The 18,682-nt window shown below is 62.3% G+C and carries 17 protein-coding genes, 1 tRNA gene and 1 rRNA gene; 8 read left to right on the top strand and 11 right to left on the bottom strand.

What is annotated here, in order from left to right:
* Positions 1–2: 2 nt before the first annotated feature.
* Positions 3–1,472 carry a proton-conducting transporter membrane subunit gene (locus I1E95_RS11085; RefSeq protein WP_197162256.1) on the bottom strand — a complete coding sequence of 490 codons (1,470 nt, stop codon included), beginning with the start codon at positions 1,470–1,472 and terminating at the stop codon, positions 3–5.
* The gene (locus I1E95_RS11090; protein WP_231594582.1) at positions 1,469–1,843 is read right to left on the bottom strand and encodes a cation:proton antiporter subunit C; all 375 of its coding nucleotides are present in this window, start codon (positions 1,841–1,843) and stop codon (positions 1,469–1,471) included. The genes I1E95_RS11085 and I1E95_RS11090 overlap by 4 nt, the downstream gene beginning before the upstream one ends.
* 578 nt (positions 1,844–2,421) lie before the next feature.
* Between I1E95_RS11090 and I1E95_RS11095 the strand changes: the two genes are divergently transcribed.
* Entirely contained in the window at positions 2,422–2,901 is a 480-nt protein-coding gene (locus tag I1E95_RS11095) for a hypothetical protein (protein ID WP_197162258.1), read from the top strand.
* A 483-nt stretch (positions 2,902–3,384) separates the two neighbouring features.
* On the opposite strand, the gene I1E95_RS11100 is transcribed toward I1E95_RS11095, so the two are convergent.
* Entirely contained in the window at positions 3,385–4,641 is a 1,257-nt protein-coding gene (locus I1E95_RS11100; protein WP_197161565.1) for an IS256 family transposase, read from the bottom strand.
* A 304-nt stretch (positions 4,642–4,945) separates the two neighbouring features.
* Between I1E95_RS11100 and I1E95_RS11105 the strand changes: the two genes are divergently transcribed.
* Complete coding sequence (locus I1E95_RS11105; protein WP_197162260.1) at positions 4,946–6,277, top strand: sialidase family protein; 1,332 nt, start codon at positions 4,946–4,948, stop codon at positions 6,275–6,277.
* 217 nt (positions 6,278–6,494) lie between these two features.
* Here I1E95_RS11105 and I1E95_RS11110 read toward each other — a convergent pair.
* The 4 genes from I1E95_RS11110 to minD form a co-directional block, all read right to left on the bottom strand.
* Positions 6,495–6,566, bottom strand: a tRNA-Thr gene (locus tag I1E95_RS11110).
* Positions 6,546–6,785: a response regulator transcription factor gene (locus tag I1E95_RS11115; RefSeq protein ID WP_197162262.1), complete on the bottom strand. Its 240-nt coding sequence runs from the start codon at positions 6,783–6,785 to the stop codon at positions 6,546–6,548. The genes I1E95_RS11110 and I1E95_RS11115 overlap by 21 nt, the downstream gene beginning before the upstream one ends.
* An 84-nt stretch (positions 6,786–6,869) precedes the next feature.
* On the bottom strand, positions 6,870–7,175 hold the full coding sequence (minE, locus tag I1E95_RS11120) for a cell division topological specificity factor MinE (protein WP_197162269.1): 306 nt from the start codon (positions 7,173–7,175) through the stop codon (positions 6,870–6,872).
* 6 nt (positions 7,176–7,181) lie between these two features.
* Complete coding sequence (gene minD / locus I1E95_RS11125) at positions 7,182–8,015, bottom strand: septum site-determining protein MinD (protein WP_197162271.1); 834 nt, start codon at positions 8,013–8,015, stop codon at positions 7,182–7,184.
* A 34-nt stretch (positions 8,016–8,049) separates the two neighbouring features.
* Between minD and I1E95_RS11130 the strand changes: the two genes are divergently transcribed.
* From I1E95_RS11130 to I1E95_RS11140, 3 genes are read left to right on the top strand one after another with little or no spacing between them, the layout of a single operon-like run.
* Positions 8,050–9,048 (top strand): phosphatidylserine/phosphatidylglycerophosphate/cardiolipin synthase family protein, encoded by a 999-nt coding sequence (locus tag I1E95_RS11130; RefSeq protein ID WP_197162273.1) that lies wholly within the window; start codon positions 8,050–8,052, stop codon positions 9,046–9,048.
* Positions 9,045–9,617: a chromate transporter gene (locus tag I1E95_RS11135; RefSeq protein ID WP_231594583.1), complete on the top strand. Its 573-nt coding sequence runs from the start codon at positions 9,045–9,047 to the stop codon at positions 9,615–9,617. Before I1E95_RS11130 ends, I1E95_RS11135 begins: the two co-directional genes overlap by 4 nt.
* Before the next feature lie 11 nt (positions 9,618–9,628).
* Positions 9,629–10,198: a chromate transporter gene (locus I1E95_RS11140; RefSeq protein WP_231594584.1), complete on the top strand. Its 570-nt coding sequence runs from the start codon at positions 9,629–9,631 to the stop codon at positions 10,196–10,198.
* Here I1E95_RS11140 and minC read toward each other — a convergent pair.
* From minC to ctpZ, 3 genes are read right to left on the bottom strand one after another with little or no spacing between them, the layout of a single operon-like run.
* A complete protein-coding gene (minC, locus tag I1E95_RS11145; protein ID WP_197162285.1) occupies positions 10,188–10,871 on the bottom strand; it encodes a septum site-determining protein MinC in 684 nt (227 codons plus the stop codon). The genes I1E95_RS11140 and minC overlap by 11 nt on opposite strands.
* Before the next feature lie 23 nt (positions 10,872–10,894).
* Positions 10,895–12,166 (bottom strand): HD domain-containing protein, encoded by a 1,272-nt coding sequence (locus I1E95_RS11150; protein ID WP_197162287.1) that lies wholly within the window; start codon positions 12,164–12,166, stop codon positions 10,895–10,897.
* Entirely contained in the window at positions 12,163–13,416 is a 1,254-nt protein-coding gene (gene ctpZ / locus I1E95_RS11155) for a carboxyl-terminal processing protease CtpZ (protein WP_370594542.1), read from the bottom strand. The genes I1E95_RS11150 and ctpZ overlap by 4 nt, the downstream gene beginning before the upstream one ends.
* A gap of 82 nt (positions 13,417–13,498) precedes the next feature.
* Between ctpZ and petB the strand changes: the two genes are divergently transcribed.
* Together petB and petD are read left to right on the top strand one after the other, a co-directional pair.
* Entirely contained in the window at positions 13,499–14,173 is a 675-nt protein-coding gene (gene petB / locus I1E95_RS11160) for a cytochrome b6 (RefSeq protein WP_006173475.1), read from the top strand.
* 68 nt (positions 14,174–14,241) lie between these two features.
* Entirely contained in the window at positions 14,242–14,724 is a 483-nt protein-coding gene (gene petD / locus I1E95_RS11165; RefSeq protein ID WP_094555178.1) for a cytochrome b6-f complex subunit IV, read from the top strand.
* A gap of 83 nt (positions 14,725–14,807) precedes the next feature.
* Here petD and I1E95_RS11170 read toward each other — a convergent pair whose 3' ends face one another.
* On the bottom strand, positions 14,808–16,259 hold the full coding sequence (locus tag I1E95_RS11170) for a glycoside hydrolase 100 family protein (protein ID WP_197162289.1): 1,452 nt from the start codon (positions 16,257–16,259) through the stop codon (positions 14,808–14,810).
* An 835-nt stretch (positions 16,260–17,094) separates the two neighbouring features.
* Between I1E95_RS11170 and I1E95_RS11175 the strand changes: the two genes are divergently transcribed.
* Positions 17,095–18,580: ribosomal RNA gene (locus tag I1E95_RS11175) — 16S ribosomal RNA — on the top strand.
* Positions 18,581–18,682 lie beyond the last annotated feature (102 nt).

An 18,682-nucleotide genomic window follows, 5' to 3' on the forward strand; every position in this document is an offset into this window, starting at 1 on the left:
CCTCATGCCGTCAGCCTCAGGAGAAGCACCAGACCTGTTCCCACGATCCCCATGCCGCCGATCAGGTCATCGAAACCTTCAAGGTCGGGCAGCGCGACAACCGCTCTCCAGGGGGCCAGCAGACGATGCACGATCCACCCGGCTCCAAGAACGGCGATCGCCTTGAGCAGGGCTTCGGCGGAGAAGGCGACCGCCCATGGAATCTGTTCGGTGGACAGGAATCCGAGGCCGTTGGAGAGCATCAGGACCAGGATCAACAGGGTGACTCCTCCTCCGGAAGGGGCGTTGGAGGAGGCCTGGAGGGTGGACCAGGCCAGGGGACTTTCCCATAACCGGGCGTAGACCGCGGCTGTGCCGACCGAGAGGACCAGCACCAGGAGCGCCACTCCACCGGTCAGCCGGGCCTGCAGCAGATCCTTGGCCAGATAGCCCACCAGCAACGGGCAGCCCGCTATGGAGAGACTGGCCAGTTGCATGGGTAGCCACACCCCGGTCGGAAGGGGAGTCTGAGACCAGCTGTCCAGCCGGCGGCTGGGAAAGCGCCGTGCCACAAGGAAGAGGCTGGCTTTCGCCACCCCGTGGCCGAGGGCGAAAAGGCCGGCGGTGGCCGGCGAGAGCACCACCAGCCCCATCTGGGACACCGTGCTCCAGGCCAGCAGGCGCTTCACGTCCGTTTCCAGAAGGGCGAAGATCAGGCCGAGCAGGGCGCTGGCCAATCCGAACCAGAGCACCGTGCTGGCCAGCGGAGAGGAGAAGGTGCTGACCCTGACCAGCGGTGCCGCTCCCGCCGTGATGACCACCCCCGAGAGCAGGGCCGAGACTTCCGCGGGCGCCTCCGCATGGGTCCGAGGCAGCCAGAGCCCCGAGAGGAACAGCCCCGACTTGGTGAGCAGGCCGATCAGCAGCAGAGCCAGGGCACCGACCGGAGCTGCACTGAGACTCTCGAATGCAAAGGATCCGCTGCCCCGGAAGATCTCCGCGGCACCGATCAGATAGAAGAGCAGGGCCGTGCTGCCCACCAGCAGATAGCGCAGCCCGATCCAGATCGTTTTCAGAGTGCCGGGTTCGGAGATCAGCAGGAAGGAGGCGATGCCCACCACCTCCAGGGCCACGTAGAGGCTGATCAGATCGTGACAAACCAGAGCGGAATTGATACCACCGTGCAGAACCAACAGCACCAGCCAGAATGATCCCGTTCGCTGGCGACTGCGGCTCTCGAGCACCACCGCACCGCAGACCAGCGCATTCAGCAGCAGGAAAGGTGCACTGAAGCTGTCCAGCAGCAGCGAAACCCCATAGCGGCCACTCAGAAGCAGGGCCAGAGGCAGGGCGGTCGAGGCGGTGGCCAGCCCTGCCAGCAGGGAGAGGCTGCACATGCCCAGGCTCAGGGCCCAGCCGAACCGCGGCAGCAGGATGGCAGCGAAGGCGAGCAGGAAGGGCAGCAGCAACCAGGCGATCGCCAGCGAGGTCATCGGCCGGCGGCCTCTTCCAGGTCAGCAGTCTGAAGCATGGGCTCACGGCGGGAGAGCTGGGTGATCACCACCAGCAGCAGGGCCTGCACGGAGAATCCGATCACGATGGCGGTTAAAATCACAGCCTGAGGCACGGGATCGGCGAACGCAAGGCTGAAGGAGGCGGCTTCAGAGGGACTGGCCAGAATCGGTGTGCGTAGTCCCTCCCGTGCTGCCACCAGCACGAAGAAGCTGATCACCCCGGTGCTCATCACATCCAGACAGAGCACTTTGAGAAAGAGGTTGCGGCGCAACAGTAAGCCGATGAAGCCGCCTAGTGCCGTGAGCAGGAACAGACCCTGAAAGATCCATGCGGAGGTGACGGTTGGCACGAGGAGTGGTGTCGAGTGCTGGTGAAGAGTCCGGACTGTACCTGTCGGAGACCGATCCTTCCCTGAGGCCGAGGAACGGTTCTCTGCTGCCACGAATCGTGTCGGGCCGGGAGCGCTCGATCCTCATGGGCCTGACGGATGTCCTTTCCGTCAGGAGGCATGCTTGGAAGGTCCTGATCGTACCGGAACTTGGGTCTTCTCCATGGGGCGTGGCTGTCTGTCTGCCTTTCCTGGACGCCGAACTGCCTGCAGGTGATGGTTTTCCGGCTGGAAGGAAGCTTGTATGACAAGTCAGTGACTAGCCGTTCTCTGATGCACAAGAGCCTGGCGATCTGGATGGGGCCCTTCCTTTCCTGACCTGGTCGATTCTGTCACCGGTTGAAGCCAGACCGGAGAGCCGGCTGTGTGAGCTGGGCCCCACGTCATCTGAGCAGGAGCCTTCATCAATTCAGGTTGATCCCGCCGGCGCCGGGACTGCAGCGGTGCCCAGGATTCAGCCGAGATTCATGGGGCAGTTCAGCACAGGTCCTGGGCTCGGCTATGAGAGCTCGTTCGGCAGTCTGTAGGCACTGTTCCCCTTGTTTCAGCTTCCAGGTCAATTTCTGGGGTTCACGGAAGCCCGCCTGAACTTCACCACGCTTGATGCCAACCTTGGAGGTAAGGTTGTTTTTGACTGCCGACACTATTCGTCAGATCAAGAGATTGTCTATGGCGCTTGCGCTGGATATGACATCCGTGATACGGGTGCCTCCACGTTCTCGCAGTTGGGAGGCGGAGTTGAGCTGCTGGGGTCGAACTGGGACGTTCGCCTCAATGGCTATCTGCCAATCGGCGAAACAAGAAACTTGATTTTCAGTCAGAGAGCAAACCTGGGTACAACGCTGGATGGGCTGAACTTCGAGAGAAATCTGTTACTGGCCACCATGAAGTCCCCTACGCAAATCGATAAGGTCTACGAGTCTGCCCTGGCGGGACTGGATCTGGAAGCAGGCGCCAGGCTGCTGAGTTGGGGGAATGGAGATCTCAGAGGATTTGTTGGTGGCTACTACTATGATTGACAGGAGTCGATGCCTTCCCTGGATTTCGCTCTTGCATGGCCGTGCGTCAGGGAGACACCTTCTCCGGGGGCCTGGAATACACGACGGATGAGCGTCTCGGCTCCCGCTTCACTGTCACTGCTGGTCAGATCATTGGGACTCCTTATAGTTTATCAAATCCTGAAGATCGAGGCTCGATCTCGCTGGTGGGTGACGATATCGGCGGAGTTGCATCGAATAATACTCCCAGTGATCCTGTGGCTTGCTCCACGACAGGCACGATCCTCTTCGTGCCGAGTTGCCCTTGATCCGGTAGCGCCCCTCCGAGTGGTGTAACTCAGGAGGTCCTGTGACCCTCTCCGGAGGGTGAACAGGAGCAGTCAGGGGATGACTGCTTGGAAGCTGATTGCGCAGCTCCATTGATCCATTATGAACCCTGATCGCTGAATTGGCAACTCAGCGATCGATGTGTTCTGTGTAGATCGAGGTAGAAGCTGGTGCGCTTCAGCTGATGGTTGCAGCCGGCTGGGCGTTCGGATCTGCATCGGTGAGCTCCAAGGGCTCTTCTGGCTCTGGGATCTTGGCCATGGTGGCCTCAGAGAAGAAGCGGCGACGCTCCAGCTGCCATTCCTCCTGCTGCTCCAGCAGCTGGCTGCCCACCAGGCGCACGATCGCTGGATCATTGGGGAAGATGCCGACCACGTTGGTGCGGCGTTTGATCTCCTTGTTGAGGCGCTCGAGCGGGTTGGTGCTCCAGACCTTGCGCCAGTGCTCCTGGGGGAAGTGCAGGAAGGCCAGCACGTCGTCCCGGGCGGCTTCCATCACGGGCACGGCGCCGGGGAACTGCTTGCGCAGCATCTCGGTGACCCGCTGCCAGTGGGCGCGCACCTGATCTGGAGCCTGGATCACGAACACCGCTTTCATGGCAGCGGCCACCATGTCCTGGCCGGCCTTGGGCACATGGCTCAGCAGGTTGCGCAGGAAGTGCACCCGGCACCTCTGCCAGCTACTGCCCTGGAACATCCGCTTGATCGCTGCCGTCAGGCCCAGGTGGGCATCCGAGATCACCAGGCGGGTGCCGTCGAGGCCACGCTCCTTGAGTGAGCCCAGGAACTGACGCCAGAAGCCCTCCGCCTCGCTGTCGCCCACGGCAATGCCGAGAACTTCGCGGTAGCCGAGGGCATTGATGCCGATCGCCACCACCACCGCCCGCGACACCACCTGCATATTTCGGCCCAGGCGGCCGTGGAGGTAGGTGGCGTCGAGGTAGACGTAGGGAAAGCGGGCATGGTCAAGCGGCCGGCCCAGAAAGGCTTTCACCTGCTCATCGAGCCCCTGGCAGATGCGGCTCACCTCCGATTTGGAGATGCCGCTGGCCCCGCCCAGCGCCTCCACCAGGGCGTCGACCTTGCGGGTGGAGATCCCGCCGGTGTAGGCCTCCATCACCACGGCGTAGAGCGCCTTGTCCACCCGGCGGCGTGGCTCCAGCCAGCTGGGAAAGAAGCTGCCCTGCCGCAACCTGGGAATGGCCAGGCTGAGGTCGCCCACCTGGGTGGTGAGCAGCCGCTCCCGGTAGCCGTTGCGATGGGTGGAGCGCTGATCGGGGCAGCGCTCATGGAGTTGAGCGCCCGTGAGGGCAGAAACCTCGGCTTCCAGCAGGTCCTGGAAACCCCGGCGCACGATCTCTGGGATCAGGGCGCCAGCGGTGGTGCCCTCCATGAGCTGGCTCAGCTCGGAGGCGCCACTATGGGTGAGGGTCATGGTCTGTGTTCGGTTTGGTGGTAGTTCTCCGAACAGGGTCACAGACCGGCCCACCCATTGCCACAGCTGAAATCTGAGGGAGGTGAGCCGTCAGCCCCGGCTACGCCGGGGCTGATCCTCCTGAGTTACACCACTTGCTGGGACGCCGCTCCTTGATCCTGTTCCCTGGCCCGAATCAGGATGGTCGGCCTTATGACCCTGTGAATGACAGAGTTCTGTAACCTGAGATATGAACAATGATTTCAAACGGTATGACTCACCTGTTTGTGGTTAGTCTTTGATTCATGGTATTTGCATTGGTGGCGTGGCTGAGGATTTTCTGCTTGAGCTGACTTCCTTCGAGTCGCTCGGAGTCGGCAGTGGGCTGAGTTTCTACAATCTTGATGTGGCCGCTGAGTTGGCGCTGCCACTGGTTGAGTGGCTTGATCTGGATCTGCCTCCGGCGGCCCAGGGTCTTCTTGCCACTTCGATGGATCTGGGTGAACGAGCAGGAGCTCCATTGGAGGCCTCGTCGCTTTCCGATTCCGTTGATGTCGTCACGGGTATCCCCACTACCATCACGAACGGCAACGAGGGAATGATCTCCTCGCGATTTCAGGATCATTCCTGGGTGACCGACGATGGGGCTGTTCATGTAATGGCCAACACGAATGGCCATTTGTCACTGTATTCAAGTGATGACAGTGGGCTGACATGGGAGGAGACTGCCACGCTGGAGAATTCCAGCGGATCCTCCCGTGCTGATGGGCTGATCGTCGATGGCAAGCTTTATGAGGTATACACGACGGGTAATGGTGGAGTGGCTCTCTCTATTCTGAGTTATTCCGAAGATGATGTTTCCTGGACGGTTGACTCCACGTCTGTCTATTCGAGTCCTTCCTCGCTCAGGCTAGAGAGGCCTTCCATTACGGTTACAGAAGATGGCACCATCGTGGTGGCCTGTACAGCAACAGACCGGGCTACTGGCCAGGCCAGCTTGAGAGTCAGCTACAGCGAGGATCAAGGGTCGACATGGACCATTGTCGATCAGGGGGTCGAGAATACGAAGGGTGATGGACGAATGTCCGGCGATATCATTGCGACAGATGATGGCGTGGGTCTGCTGTATACGAACGGAAATACTCTTAATTGGATTGATTACTCAGAAGATGGGGCCACTGGAGCTAAGCTTGAATCCGAGCGGATTTTAGTGAAAGGGGATACACAGAAGGATCCCAACGGAACCCACTTCAGTTCGGTGACTGATGAGGAGGGAAATATTCATGTCGCCACCAATAATGGTGAGCAGCGAGTCGTCTACTTGCGGTATGACAACGCAACTGACACTTGGGATGATCCTGTTGAGATTACGTCCTATCGAAGCGGCAGTTATATGCAGATCAGCATCCTGGATGACGGGAGTATTCACATCGCTTATGAGGTCAATGCTGGGGGAGAGCAATTCCTGGAGGTCAGCGAGAGTGTCGACGGCGGAGACAGCTGGGCCGTGGAGGCCAGGCTGACCCAAGACATCGTTGAGAATCCGGGGAATGCCCGGCTGGAAACTCCTGCATATGCGAAGGATACTCTTCCTGTCTTTCAGCAGGTTGAACCAACCAATGGTTTCAACTCACTGGTGTATTACGAGGTCGCTTAGTGCTCCTTCACTCTTCGACCATCACCCATCACCCATCAGCCTCCAGGCCCGCTGAAGGCTGACGCTGCGCCCATGCCCTGAGCGTGTCGATCAGGGAAAACCTTCGCCTGGATGATGAATCTGACAGTCGATCGGCTGGCTCAGCGCCGGGATCATCTCAGGAGTCTGAGTCATGGAGGATCAGCCCGAACTTAAAAAAACAATGTCAAAGGAATGAAGCCGGCTAACGGATTTGAACCGATGACCTTCGCTTTACAAAAGCGCTGCTCTACCACTGAGCTAAGCCGGCATCGTCGTGATTGTATCGCTCGAGCTGTGCCCAGAGGAGCAGCTGGCAGCGATTGCGCCGTCCCGTCTTGGCCAGCAGGCTAGAGATGTGGCTCTCGACCGTGCGCGGGCTCAGCACCAGTTCGGCGGCGATCGCCTTGTTGCTGAGGCCACGGCAGAGTCCATCCAGGACACGGCATTCGGCCGGGCTGGGGGTGTTCATCGGGTCGCCATGGGTCATGGGTGCCTGTCCTGGTCCTCGAACGGAGTCCATTCAGGGTTCCCAGGTCTGGAGAGTCCCGCACTCCGGACCGGACTTAGGAGATCAGGCGGTGGACGCTGCTTTGTCGCCGCCGGCCGGCAGGGGAACCGGACGTGCGCGCCGGATCGGCAGATTGGCCACCAGAGCGGTGACACGGTCCTCGGTTTCCAGGCTCACGTCCCCTTCCTCGAGATCGATCTCGACGTAGCGCGAGACCACCTCGAGAATTTCCCGCCGCATCTGCTCGAGCAATTCGGGATTGAGATCGCTGCGGTCGTGGGCCAGCACCAGCTGGAGCCTTTCGCGGGCCATGCCCGCACTGGCGGGCTGACGACCGAGCAGCTTGTCGATGAAATCGCGCAAGGTCATCGCGGCTCAGAAGATTTTGGTGTGCATCAGGCGGCCCAGCTTGGCGCGCAGGCCCTGGCCTTCCTTGCTGGGGTCAGACAGAGGGACCTCTTCACCGCGCAGGCGGCGGGCCACGTTGGTGTAGGCCTGGCCTGCCGGTGAACGGCTGCCGTTGAGGGTGAGGGGTTCACCCCGGTTGGTGGAGACGATCACCTGGTCGTCCTCCAGGACCAGGCCCAGCAGGGGCAGGGCCAGGATGTCGGTGACATCGCTCACCGAGAGCATCTCCTGGTTGGCCATCATCCTGGGGCGCACCCGGTTGAGCACCAGCTGGATCGGCTGGATCTCGCGGGTCTGCAGCAGACCGATCACCCGATCGGCGTCACGCACCGCCGACACCTCCGGGGTGGTCACCACCAGGGCTTCACGGCAGGCGGCGGCGGCGTTCTTGAAACCGTCTTCGATCCCTGCCGGGCAATCGATCAGCACGTAGTCGAACTGCTCGGCCAGCAGACCGGTGATCTTTTTCATGTCTTCGGGTGTGAGCCACTCGAGCATGCGTGGGTTGCCGGCCGGCAGCAGCGAGAGGTTGGGCTCCTGTTTGTGCTTCACCAGGGCCTGCTCGAGGCGGCAGCTTCCGGAGAGCACCTCCTGGGCGGTGTAGACGATCCGGTTCTCGAGCCCCAGCAACAGATCCAGGTTGCGCAGGCCGAAATCGGCATCGAGGACAGCGGTGCGTGCTCCCTGCTTGGCCAGGGCGATGCCCAGATTGGCCGTCAGGGTGGTCTTGCCGACACCACCTTTGCCTGAACAGATCAGAATCGTGCGGTTCTGTGCGCTTGTCACGGGTTTGCCAGACATGCCTCAGATTATGGCCCCCATCCCCAGTTGGCCCATGGTCGAGCAGCCCGGCTTCCAGCAACGGCTGTTGGTGATGCCTGAGGACGGCGTCGAGGCGGTGGTCGATCTGATCGATCAGGCCCGTGAGGAGCTCTGTCTCAAGCTGTTCAAGCTGGAGTCGGAGGATCTGCAGCAGGCGCTGCTGCGGGCCCATGCCCGAGGCGTGGCGGTGCGGGTGATGCTCAACCCCCACACCTCCGGAGGTGACCGCTGGAACGATCAGACCTTCGCCAGGCTGCAGTCTTCAGGCCTGGACGTCTCATGGACGAGCGACTGCTTCCCGGTCACCCACGAGAAATCGATGGTGGTGGACAACTGTCTGGCCCTGATCGCCACCTTCAACTTTTCCGACAAATACTTCAGGGAGACCCGTGATTACGCGGTCCTCAGCGCCTCAGTTCCGGTGGTGGAACAGGTGCGCGCCGGCTTCGAGGCCGATTGGCACCGCTCGTTCTTCGAGCCGGATCTGGGCGTGGGCCTGGTCTGGAGCAGCTTTCACAGTCGCGGCCAGATGGCGCGCCTGCTGGACTCCGCTGAGCGCACGCTCTGGATCCAGCATCCCAAGTTCGTGGACGCGGTGATTCTTGATCGGATCATTTCCGCCCGTGAGCGGGGCGTGAAGGTGCGTGTGCTCTGTGGCGGCAAGCACGGCATCAGCGACTGGGACATCTACGACACCTTCTCCTCCCTGCGCTTGATGGAGCGTTTCGGGGCGAAGGTGCGTCGGCAGAAGCATCTCAAGCTTCACGCCAAGCTGATCCTGGTGGATGGGGTCTCCGCGCTCATTGGTTCGATGAACATCGACCGCAGTGCTTTCGACCTCCGGCGGGAGCTGGGCATCGAGACCGATGCCCCCCAGGTGGTGGAGCGCCTGAAGACCGCCTTTCAGCACGACTGGGATCTGGCCAGGAAATATCGCGCTCCGGATCCCCTCGATCCCAGTCAGCACGAGACCGGCGAACTGCCTCCCGACCCCCATTTCGTCCACGAATGACCCCCCTCGCCCCACCGCCCAACCACCGGGAGCTGCTGATCGGCATGGCCCAGGTGGCCCTCTCATCCTTCGGTGGTGGCCTCTCGGCCTGGAGCCAGCGCATCGTCGTGGAGCAGCGACGCTGGCTGAGTGATGAGGAGTTCCTCACCGGCCTGACGGTGGCCCGTCTCTTTCCCGGACCCAATCAGATCAACATGGCCGTGTACATCGGTGCCCATTTCAAGGGGTTGAGTGGGGCGATGGCCGCTCTCTGCGGCATCCTGCTGATCCCCTTCAGCCTGTTGATGCTGCTGGGGCTGATCTATTTCCAGGTGCACCAGATCCCGGCGGTGGATCGGGTGCTGGCCGGGGTGGTCGCGGCGGCCGCGGGGATGGCCCTTTCGATGGGATTCAAGATTCTGGGCAGCTACTGGCGCGATCCGGTCGCCCTGGGCCTGGCGGCCGCCACCTTCGTGGCTCTGGCCGTGGCTCAAGTGCGCCTGATTCCCCTGGTGCTGGTGGCGGGTCCAGTGGCCATGGCCTGGTACTGGCCGCGGCCAGGCACCACGGCCGGTGAGGCACCGCCGTGATGGCGGCCTGCATGCCGCTGTCTCTGGGGGACTGGAGTCAGTTGCTCGAGGTGATCGGCACCTTCCTCTCCCTGTCACTGTTTTCGCTGGGGGGAGGCAACACCCTGCTGGCGGAGTACCACCATCTCAGCGTTGATCAGTACTGCTGGCTCACCTCCGCGCAGTTCGCGGATCTCTATGCGCTGGCGGAAGCGGCTCCGGGCCCCAGTTCGATGATCGTCGGTCTGCTCGGGATGGGCGCCGCCTGGCGCGAGGGGCCCTTCTGGGGCCTGTTCAGTGCCTACGCCGCTGAGCTGGCGGTGCTGCTGCCCTCGACCCTGCTGATGGTGGTGGCCTGTCTGAGCTGGAACCGGCTGCGGGATTCCCCCTGGCGCCTCGCTTTCGAGCGGGGGATGGGGCCGATCACCCTGGGGATCCTGTTCGCGGTGGGGGTGAAGATCCTCCAGACCTCCAACCATGGTCTGCCGGCCTATGCGGTGTCGATCGCGGTGTGCGTGCTGATGCTGCGCACCCGCCTGTCGCCGCTGTGGTTCATGGCTGTGGCCGGGTTGCTGGGGGGGGTCGGGGTGATCAACCGCTGAAGGGGGGCCAGCTCGGCTCGGCGGGGTCGATGCGGATCACCCCCTCCACCAGGCGGGCCTGTTCGCAGAAGCCCAGAGGAGGTGAATCCTCCGGTCCCCTGGCGATCACCTCGGCGATGCGCAGCTGCAGAGGCCGCAGATGCAGGGCCACGATCCTGGCGTTGGGGTCACCGTGGCAGCCGGCATGGGCCACACCCCTCAGCCGGCCCCATACGAAGACGTGCCCGCCGGCGCTGACCCTGGCGCCGGGGTTGACATCCCCGAGCACCAGGGCCGTGCCCTCCACCTGGAAATGGTCGCCGGAGCGCAGGGTGCCCCGCTGTATCACCAGATCCTGGCTGCTGCGGGAGTCCAGGCCGGGCCCCGGCTCGCTGCTCTGCTGCAGGCGCGTGCTGAGCCCGATGGCAGCCGCGGCCGCCAGGGTGAGGGCCTGGCGGCCTTCCACACCCAGCAGCTCGAGCCGGCGGGCGGCCAGCTGATGCTCAAGGCGGCGCAGGTCGGCCACCGTGAGCTGCCAGTCGCCGCTCTGGAGCAACACCCCTCCGCTGCAGATCACGTCATTGAGGCCCTGCTGGAGCTGCACCTGCAGGGTGGCCGCCTCAGGACCAGGAGCCGGCAGGAGCAACTGGTGGGGGAGGCCGCTGCGGGCGGCGGGCACGAACTCGGCAGCCATCGCCGCACGCGGATGAGCTCAACTTAGGCAGCGCCGCGGCGGTGGCGGCCTAAGTCACGGCTGCGCTCCAGCAAGGGTTCACCCACCTCGGGAGGATGGATCAACCAGGCCAGCTCCACCGGCTTCACCAGGCTGGCCACCAGGGGGGAACGCTCCTCCAGGGCCGCCAGCGATTCCCCATCCCAGAGGCGCAGCCCACCTTTGTACGGGTCATAGCCCCGATTCTGACGCTGTTGCAGCGCACAGCACAGGCTGGGCTTCAGCCCTGCGGCCTCGCTGAGCCTCTGGGCCAGGGCCAGCAACTCCAGCCGATCACCGGCCTCCAGGTGGCTGACGTCACTGGCCCGGAGCAGGCGCCGGTCCAGCAGGCGTGCGCAGAGCTCCCGCAGATCGGCTGGCCCCGCCTCCCGCCAGCGGATCAGGTGGTACCCCGTGCGTAGGTCGTCGTTGGCCAGGTAGGTCTCCAGATCGAGGCTCTCCGGGCGCCACAGCCACACCGCCATCACCGCATCGGCGTCCACGCCCCCTTCGGGACCCAGGCGGCGGGCCAGCTGGATCGTCTGGGTCAGCAACCAGTTGCAGACCACATTCAGCCGGTGGTTGTAGAGGCTGCGGTACATCAGGCTGCGCACCACCAGGTAGTGCTCCACCGCCATCAGCCCCTTCGGATGCAGCGCCAGGCTCCCGTCCGGCGCCACGGTCAGGGCTCCCAGGATGCGCTCCAGGTCCAGCTGGCCATAGCGGGTGCCCGTGCTGTGGCTGTCCCGGAGCAGGTAGTCGAGCCGGTCGCAGTCGAGCTGGCCGCTCACCAGGGAGGCCAGCGCCGGCTGGCGGTGCTGGCCGTGCTCCAGCAGGTCGGCCACGGCATCGGCACTGCCTGGGGCATGGCGCTCGAGAGCTTCGCGCAGGGCCGGGTGCTCCCGCACCAGCCGGGCCGACCAGGTTTCATGGCGCAGCCCATACATCTCTTCGCCGGAGTGGCTGAGCGGAGCGTGCCCCACGTCGTGAAGCAGGGCCGCCGCGTACAGCACCCCCTGATCCTGGAGCAGCTGAGGAGCCTGGCGCTGCAGCTGCTCCAGGGCGAGCCTGGCCAGATGCAGCACCCCAAGGGAATGGGTGAAGCGGCTCGACTCGGCGCCATGGAACGTGAGAAACGCCGGGCCCAGCTGGCGGATCCGGCGCAGGCGCTGGAAGGGGGCCGTGTCGATCAGCTCCATCGCCAGACCTTCGGCCGGCTGGCTGCGTTCCAGCCGGATCGCCCCGTGCAGGGGGTCGTGATACGTGCGCAGGCTCATGCCGTAGGGAGCTCCTGCAGCAGCTGCTCGGCGGCGAGCTCCAGCCAGTGGTCATCGGCCCCGCCGGGATTGGGGGGCTCCGGCTCGGGCAGCAGTCGGTCGGGGGCGATGCCCTGGTCCTGGATGTCACGACCGCTGGGGGTCACGTAGCGGGCCACGGTCACGGCCAGGCCGCTGCCGTCCCCCAGGTTGATCAGTGTCTGGATCAGTCCCTTGCCGAAGGTGCGGCTGCCCAGCAGCGGAGAGCGCCCGTTGTCCTGGAGGGCTCCCGCCAGGATTTCACTGGCGCTGGCGGTGCCCCCATTCACCAGGGTGACCATCGGCCCGCTGTAGAGCTGTCCTGCCGCCGCCTGAAGCCGCTCACTCAGACCCTCGCGGTTCATGGTCTCCACGATCGGCTGGGCGGCGAGGAAGGCATTGGCCACCGCCACGCCTGCCTCGACGAGACCGCCCGAGTTGTTGCGCAGATCGAGAATCAGCCCCTCCACGCCCTGCTGGCCGAAGCCCTCGAGAACCTCACGCACGCCAGCGGGAACCGGCTCGCTGAACTGGGTGATGCGGAGCAGTCCCAGGCGCTGCCCCCCACGCTCGAGCAGCCTGGAGCGCACGGGTTGGAGGTCCACCCGCTCCCGCTTCAGCAGGACCTGCCTGGGTTCGGCCTGGGGGGTGGGAGGCCGGATCAGCATCTGCACGCTGCTGCCGGATGGACCCCGCAGACGCGCGGCCGTGGCCTCCAGTCCAAGACGGCGGCACGACTCGCCCTCCACTTCCAGCACTTCGCTGCCCGGGCTGATGCCGGCCTCGGCGGCCGGTGACCCATCCAGCGGAGCGATCACCACGATCCCCTGCCCGTCCTCCCCCAGGCTGAGCTGCAGGCCGACGCCGCTGACACTCCCCTCCGTGGTGGCCCGCAGCGCCTTGTAGTCGGCAGGGCGCAGCACCCTGGTGTAAGGATCGCCGATCGGCTCAAGCATGGCGGCAATGGCGTCGTAGGCCTCGGCGCTGGTTTCGATCGGCTGTTCCAGGGCCTTCTGGCGCAGGCGCCGCCAGTGCACGGTTTCAAATCGTGTGGGGTCGACATAGCTCTGGTTCACCAGCCGCCAGGCCTCCACCACCAGTTGCTGGGCATCGTTGAGGGCCAGGGCCGGGCCGGGGTGCAGCCACAGCCCCACGCAGAGCAGCAGGGCCAGCGCCATGGCTCGTCCGCGCCCTGGAATCAGCGGGCTGGAGAGGGGCTTGATCCGGCTCATCGCTGGTGATCTGGAGACGGGAGGGCAATCACGGCCGAAGCGCGGGTATCGGTAGACTCTCGCAACCCCAACCCAGCACTGCATGGCGAACTCGTCTCCCGCCGCCAAGTCGTCTCCTGTTTTCGACTGGTTCGAGGAGCGCCTGGAACTCCAGGCGATTGCGGACGACATCTCCTCCAAGTACGTTCCGCCCCACGTCAATATCTTCTATTGCCTTGGTGGCATCACGCTGGTGTGCTTCCTGATCCAGTTCGCCACTGGATTCGCGATGACTTTTTACTACAAGCCCACGGTGGCCGAGGCCTATTCCTCGGTTCAGTACCTGATGACCGACGTCAGCTTCGGCTGGCTGATCCGTTCGGTGCACCGCTGGAGCGCCAGCATGATGGTGCTGATGCTGATTCTTCACGTCTTCCGTGTGTACCTCACCGGTGGTTTCAAGCGTCCCCGCGAGCTCACCTGGGTCACTGGTGTGGTGATGGCCGTGATCACCGTCTCCTTTGGCGTCACCGGTTACTCCCTCCCCTGGGATCAGGTCGGTTACTGGGCCGTCAAGATCGTCTCGGGTGTCCCAGCAGCAGTCCCTGTGGTCGGCGATTTCATGGTCGAGCTGCTCCGTGGTGGTGAGAGCGTCGGTCAGGCCACACTCACCCGCTTCTACAGCCTGCACACTTTCGTGATGCCATGGCTGCTGGCCGTGTTCATGCTCATGCACTTCCTGATGATCCGCAAGCAGGGCATCTCCGGTCCTTTGTGATCGGAGCGTCAGTTGCGAGCGGACTGATTCAGCTTCTTCCCCCACTCTTCATCCACCCGGTGCCTTCGATGCACATTCTCAAGAAACCTGATCTCAGTGATCCCAGCCTGCGGGCCAAGCTGGCCAAGGGCATGGGTCACAACTATTACGGAGAGCCCGCCTGGCCCAACGATCTCCTCTACATCTTTCCGGTGGTGATCCTGGGAACCATCGCCTTGGTGGTGGGCCTGGCAGTACTCGATCCAGCCATGCTCGGCGACAAGGCTGATCCCTTCGCCACACCTCTGGAGATTCTGCCGGAGTGGTACCTGTATCCTGTCTTCCAGATCCTGCGGGTCGTCCCCAACAAGCTTCTGGGCATTGCTCTGCAGACGATGGTTCCCCTTGGTCTGATGCTCATCCCCTTCATCGAGAGCTTCAACAAGTTCCAGAACCCCTTCCGCAGGCCTGTGGCCATGGCCGCCTTCCTGTTCGGAACCGTGTTCACCATCTACCTGGGCATCGGTGCCGCCCTTCCGATCGACAAGTCACTCACCCTGGGCCTGTTCTGAATCGGGCCGGCCGTTCGCCGACCACTCTGATCGGGACCCCTCGGTCTGTCCATTCCAGCCGCCGTTGATCACGGCGGCTTTTTTCATGGTGGTCCGTCGATCGAGAGCACGGACACATCGGCGGGATTGACCCGCAGCAGGTGGTGCAGCAACAGAAAGCCGACGATGGTCCAGGTCTGGTACGTGCGGGATTGCTGCCCCACCCAGGTGCCGGTGGGTCCATCGAAGTATTCCGCCCACTGCTGGCGCGGCAACTGGTTGAGCTGCGACCAGTAGCACTCCTCGAGCATGGCCCTGACCTGCCCCATCAGCAACGCATCCGCACGCGGGTGGTTTAGCTCATGCTGAAGGACGGCCCCACCGAAATACCAGAGCAGGCTTGGCCAGTGGCCTCCGTTGTGGTAGCTCCACGGCCAGTTCTTGGGATCGGATCCGGTCTTGTTCATCCACTCGGCCGCTTCCATCGGGGGATGACAGATCCGCATCGGCATCTGTGCCATCAGGTGGCTGCGGTTGTGCAGGACCAAGCGGAACAGGCCCCGCTGCTGCGGTGCGGTGAGCAGTCCGAACAGGCAGGCCAGGGAATTGCCCAGGCTGTAGAAGCGGAAATCCGGACGTCCCGTGCGGATGTTGCCGATCAGGTAGCCACCGCGATTCTCCAGCCAGTCCTGGAGCCAGTCGGGGATCACCTGGGGTTGCACATTGAACTCGTTCTCGTGCTGGTGTTCGCCGTATTGCTCGGTGGGGCGGCGTCGCAGCACCTGCATCGTCTTGCTGGTGACCCAGTAGTTCTTGAGCAGGAACGACCGGAGATCGTGGATCCACTGTCGGGTCAGCTCGAGCCGCTGCTCCAGCAGGCGGCTGCTGCGGTCACGTCGGGCGATCTCCATCAGATGTCCGCAGCTGCGCAGGCAGCCGAACAGGAGGACCTCCACCTCCAGGGGGGCTCCCCACACGTCCATCGGACGGTCGATCATGAAGGAGCAGTCCGGAACGAACAGCACCGGTGTGCCCTCGAAGGTGGGGTGCATCACCAGATCCAGCAGCAGCTGCACTCCCCGCTGCACCTTCTGGCTGGCTCCGAACTCCCAGTCCTGGCTGCGCTTGACGTAGTACCAGCAGAGGATCGGCCACCACAGGCTGGCGTCCACCGAGGTGATCCGTCCGATCGAGCGTTGGCCGTAGTCGGCCATCAGCTGGCCGTTCTCCTCGATGAAGCTGGTGGGGAAGACGCCCCGGGTCTGGTAGGTGCTGCTCTGCAGGTCAAGGCAGACGCTCAGAAAGTGACGAACAATGTCAAAGCGACGCTCAAGTAGCAGATGGATCATCACCGGCACGTTGTCGCGCAGAAACACTTCGCCGTAATTGAGGGAGTCGTGGCTGCGGGGATGCGCTAGAGCCGCCACCGAGCCCACCAGCGAGCCCTGCGCTGACACCAGAGTGCGCTCGAATTTTTCGCGGGCGCTCGCCACTACGGCGTCTTCTCGAGAGCTGGGACGGACGCGAAGCCGCTCCTGGCTGAAATGTGTCGCCAAGCCTGGACTCCTCTTGAACGGAACCGGTTCCAGCGAAACCATAGACAGGACGGGCGATCTGGGCGGCTTTGCCCAGTGCTCTGCACCTGTTCACGCAGCAGCGGCCAAAGGTGTGGTATGTTTTTGGACTGCGCGTGAGCCGAGAGGCGAGCGCTGCAGGGCTTACGAACCAGAGGGAGGCGAGAGCCGACCGCCGGTGTTGTAAGTTTCCAAAGCGGTCGGGAGACCACCGCGAGCCACCGGAGGCCGAGAGGCTGAAGGAGGAGCACCTGGACAACTAAAAAGTTTAGGAACTGACGCTTTTGCTGCGTCGGGTTCTGAAGCGAGGGATTGAGCGATGAGCTCCTGCAAGGGAGGCATGGCTTGGATGCCGAGCTGAGGAGTCTGACGAGATAGCAGCAAAGGTGTGAGGTCCCGTCAAAAGAAACAAGCATCAGGATTTTGCTTGAATTTTGAGAGGATCACTTTCACGGGTGAGCCTGTCAATGAATGTTCAGGCAGAAGACGGTGCGACCGGATCTGAGTGATTTGGAAAGTCGTTGCACGAGCAGCTGAAAGACGTTGCGGCGGCCCGATGGATGAGTGATCGAGACTCGATTGTCAGGGGAGACCCTGGTGAGGAAAGAGCGCGAAAGGTTGTCTGTGAGGGAAGCTGTGGCTGAGGTTGGTCTGTGGTGTGATGCACTCTCGAACCCTTCTGGCTAGAAGGAGGCCTTAACTGATGACTGACGAGAGTCAGGGAATTGGGTAATGGCGGCATCATTTGCGAGGAAAATTAGCGAAATTCAAGCGAAAGCGAGAATGAGGTTAATTGGAATTTACAGGAATGATGACTACAACGGAGAGTTTGATCCTGGCTCAGGATGAACGCTGGCGGCGTGCTTAACACATGCAAGTCGAACGAGCCTTCGGGCTAGTGGCGGACGGGTGAGTAACGCGTGGGAATCTGCCCTCAGGAGGGGGATAACGGCCGGAAACGGCCGCTAATACCCCATATGCCGAGAGGTGAAACGAATTTCGCCTGAGGATGAGCCCGCGTCTGATTAGCTAGTTGGTGAGGTAATGGCTCACCAAGGCATCGATCAGTAGCTGGTCTGAGAGGATGATCAGCCACACTGGGACTGAGACACGGCCCAGACTCCTACGGGAGGCAGCAGTGGGGAATTTTCCGCAATGGGCGCAAGCCTGACGGAGCAACGCCGCGTGAGGGACGAAGGCCTCTGGGCTGTAAACCTCTTTTCTCAAGGAAGAAGACATGACGGTACTTGAGGAATAAGCCACGGCTAATTCCGTGCCAGCAGCCGCGGTAATACGGGAGTGGCAAGCGTTATCCGGAATTATTGGGCGTAAAGCGTCCGCAGGCGGCCTTGAAAGTCTGTTGTTAAAGCGTGGAGCTCAACTCCATTTCAGCAATGGAAACTACAAGGCTAGAGTGTGGTAGGGGCAGAGGGAATTCCCGGTGTAGCGGTGAAATGCGTAGATATCGGGAAGAACACCAGTGGCGAAGGCGCTCTGCTGGGCCATAACTGACGCTCATGGACGAAAGCCAGGGGAGCGAAAGGGATTAGATACCCCTGTAGTCCTGGCCGTAAACGATGAACACTAGGTGTCGGGAGAATTAACCCTCTCGGTGTCGTAGCCAACGCGTTAAGTGTTCCGCCTGGGGAGTACGCACGCAAGTGTGAAACTCAAAGGAATTGACGGGGGCCCGCACAAGCGGTGGAGTATGTGGTTTAATTCGATGCAACGCGAAGAACCTTACCAGGGTTTGACATCCTGCGAATCCCTTGGAAACTTGGGAGTGCCTTCGGGAACGCAGTGACAGGTGGTGCATGGCTGTCGTCAGCTCGTGTCGTGAGATGTTGGGTTAAGTCCCGCAACGAGCGCAACCCACGTCTTTAGTTGCCAGCATTCAGTTGGGCACTCTAGAGAGACCGCCGGTGATAAACCGGAGGAAGGTGTGGATGACGTCAAGTCATCATGCCCCTTACATCCTGGGCTACACACGTACTACAATGCTACGGACAAAGGGCAGCAAACTCGCGAGAGCTAGCAAATCCCATAAACCGTGGCTCAGTTCAGATCGTAGGCTGCAACTCGCCTACGTGAAGGAGGAATCGCTAGTAATCGCAGGTCAGCATACTGCGGTGAATACGTTCCCGGGCCTTGTACACACCGCCCGTCACACCATGGAAGTTGGCCATGCCCGAAGTCGTTACTCCAACCCGCAAGGGAGGAGGACGCCGAAGGTGGGGCTGATGACTGGGGTGAAGTCGTAACAAGGTAGCCGTACCGGAAGGTGCGGCTGGATCACCTCCTAACAGGGAGACAATAACTGATCGTGATGTCTGGCTTAATTATAGCTAGGCCATGATCCTGTCATCTCGATGGTTAATCGGTACCTCAACCGACAGAGACGAAGC

It is taken from the genome of Synechococcus sp. CBW1107 (genome assembly GCF_015841355.1).
In the GTDB taxonomy this organism is placed as follows: domain Bacteria; phylum Cyanobacteriota; class Cyanobacteriia; order PCC-6307; family Cyanobiaceae; genus Regnicoccus_A.

Excerpts from the sequence above, each read along its gene's own strand:
- I1E95_RS11085 (WP_197162256.1), bottom strand. The coding sequence starts at position 1,472 with ATGACCTCGCTGGCGATCGCCTGGTTGCTGCTGCCCTTCCTGCTCGCC.
- I1E95_RS11100 (WP_197161565.1), bottom strand. The coding sequence starts at position 4,641 with ATGACCCTCACCCATAGTGGCGCCTCCGAGCTGAGCCAGCTCATGGAG.
- I1E95_RS11115 (WP_197162262.1), bottom strand. The coding sequence starts at position 6,785 with ATGACCCATGGCGACCCGATGAACACCCCCAGCCCGGCCGAATGCCGT.
- minE (WP_197162269.1), bottom strand. The coding sequence starts at position 7,175 with ATGACCTTGCGCGATTTCATCGACAAGCTGCTCGGTCGTCAGCCCGCC.
- minD (WP_197162271.1), bottom strand. The coding sequence starts at position 8,015 with ATGTCTGGCAAACCCGTGACAAGCGCACAGAACCGCACGATTCTGATC.
- I1E95_RS11130 (WP_197162273.1), top strand. The coding sequence starts at position 8,050 with ATGGTCGAGCAGCCCGGCTTCCAGCAACGGCTGTTGGTGATGCCTGAG.
- I1E95_RS11135 (WP_231594583.1), top strand. The coding sequence starts at position 9,045 with ATGACCCCCCTCGCCCCACCGCCCAACCACCGGGAGCTGCTGATCGGC.
- I1E95_RS11140 (WP_231594584.1), top strand. The coding sequence starts at position 9,629 with ATGCCGCTGTCTCTGGGGGACTGGAGTCAGTTGCTCGAGGTGATCGGC.
- minC (WP_197162285.1), bottom strand. The coding sequence starts at position 10,871 with ATGGCTGCCGAGTTCGTGCCCGCCGCCCGCAGCGGCCTCCCCCACCAG.
- I1E95_RS11150 (WP_197162287.1), bottom strand. The coding sequence starts at position 12,166 with ATGAGCCTGCGCACGTATCACGACCCCCTGCACGGGGCGATCCGGCTG.
- ctpZ (WP_370594542.1), bottom strand. The coding sequence starts at position 13,416 with ATGAGCCGGATCAAGCCCCTCTCCAGCCCGCTGATTCCAGGGCGCGGA.
- petB (WP_006173475.1), top strand. The coding sequence starts at position 13,499 with ATGGCGAACTCGTCTCCCGCCGCCAAGTCGTCTCCTGTTTTCGACTGG.
- petD (WP_094555178.1), top strand. The coding sequence starts at position 14,242 with ATGCACATTCTCAAGAAACCTGATCTCAGTGATCCCAGCCTGCGGGCC.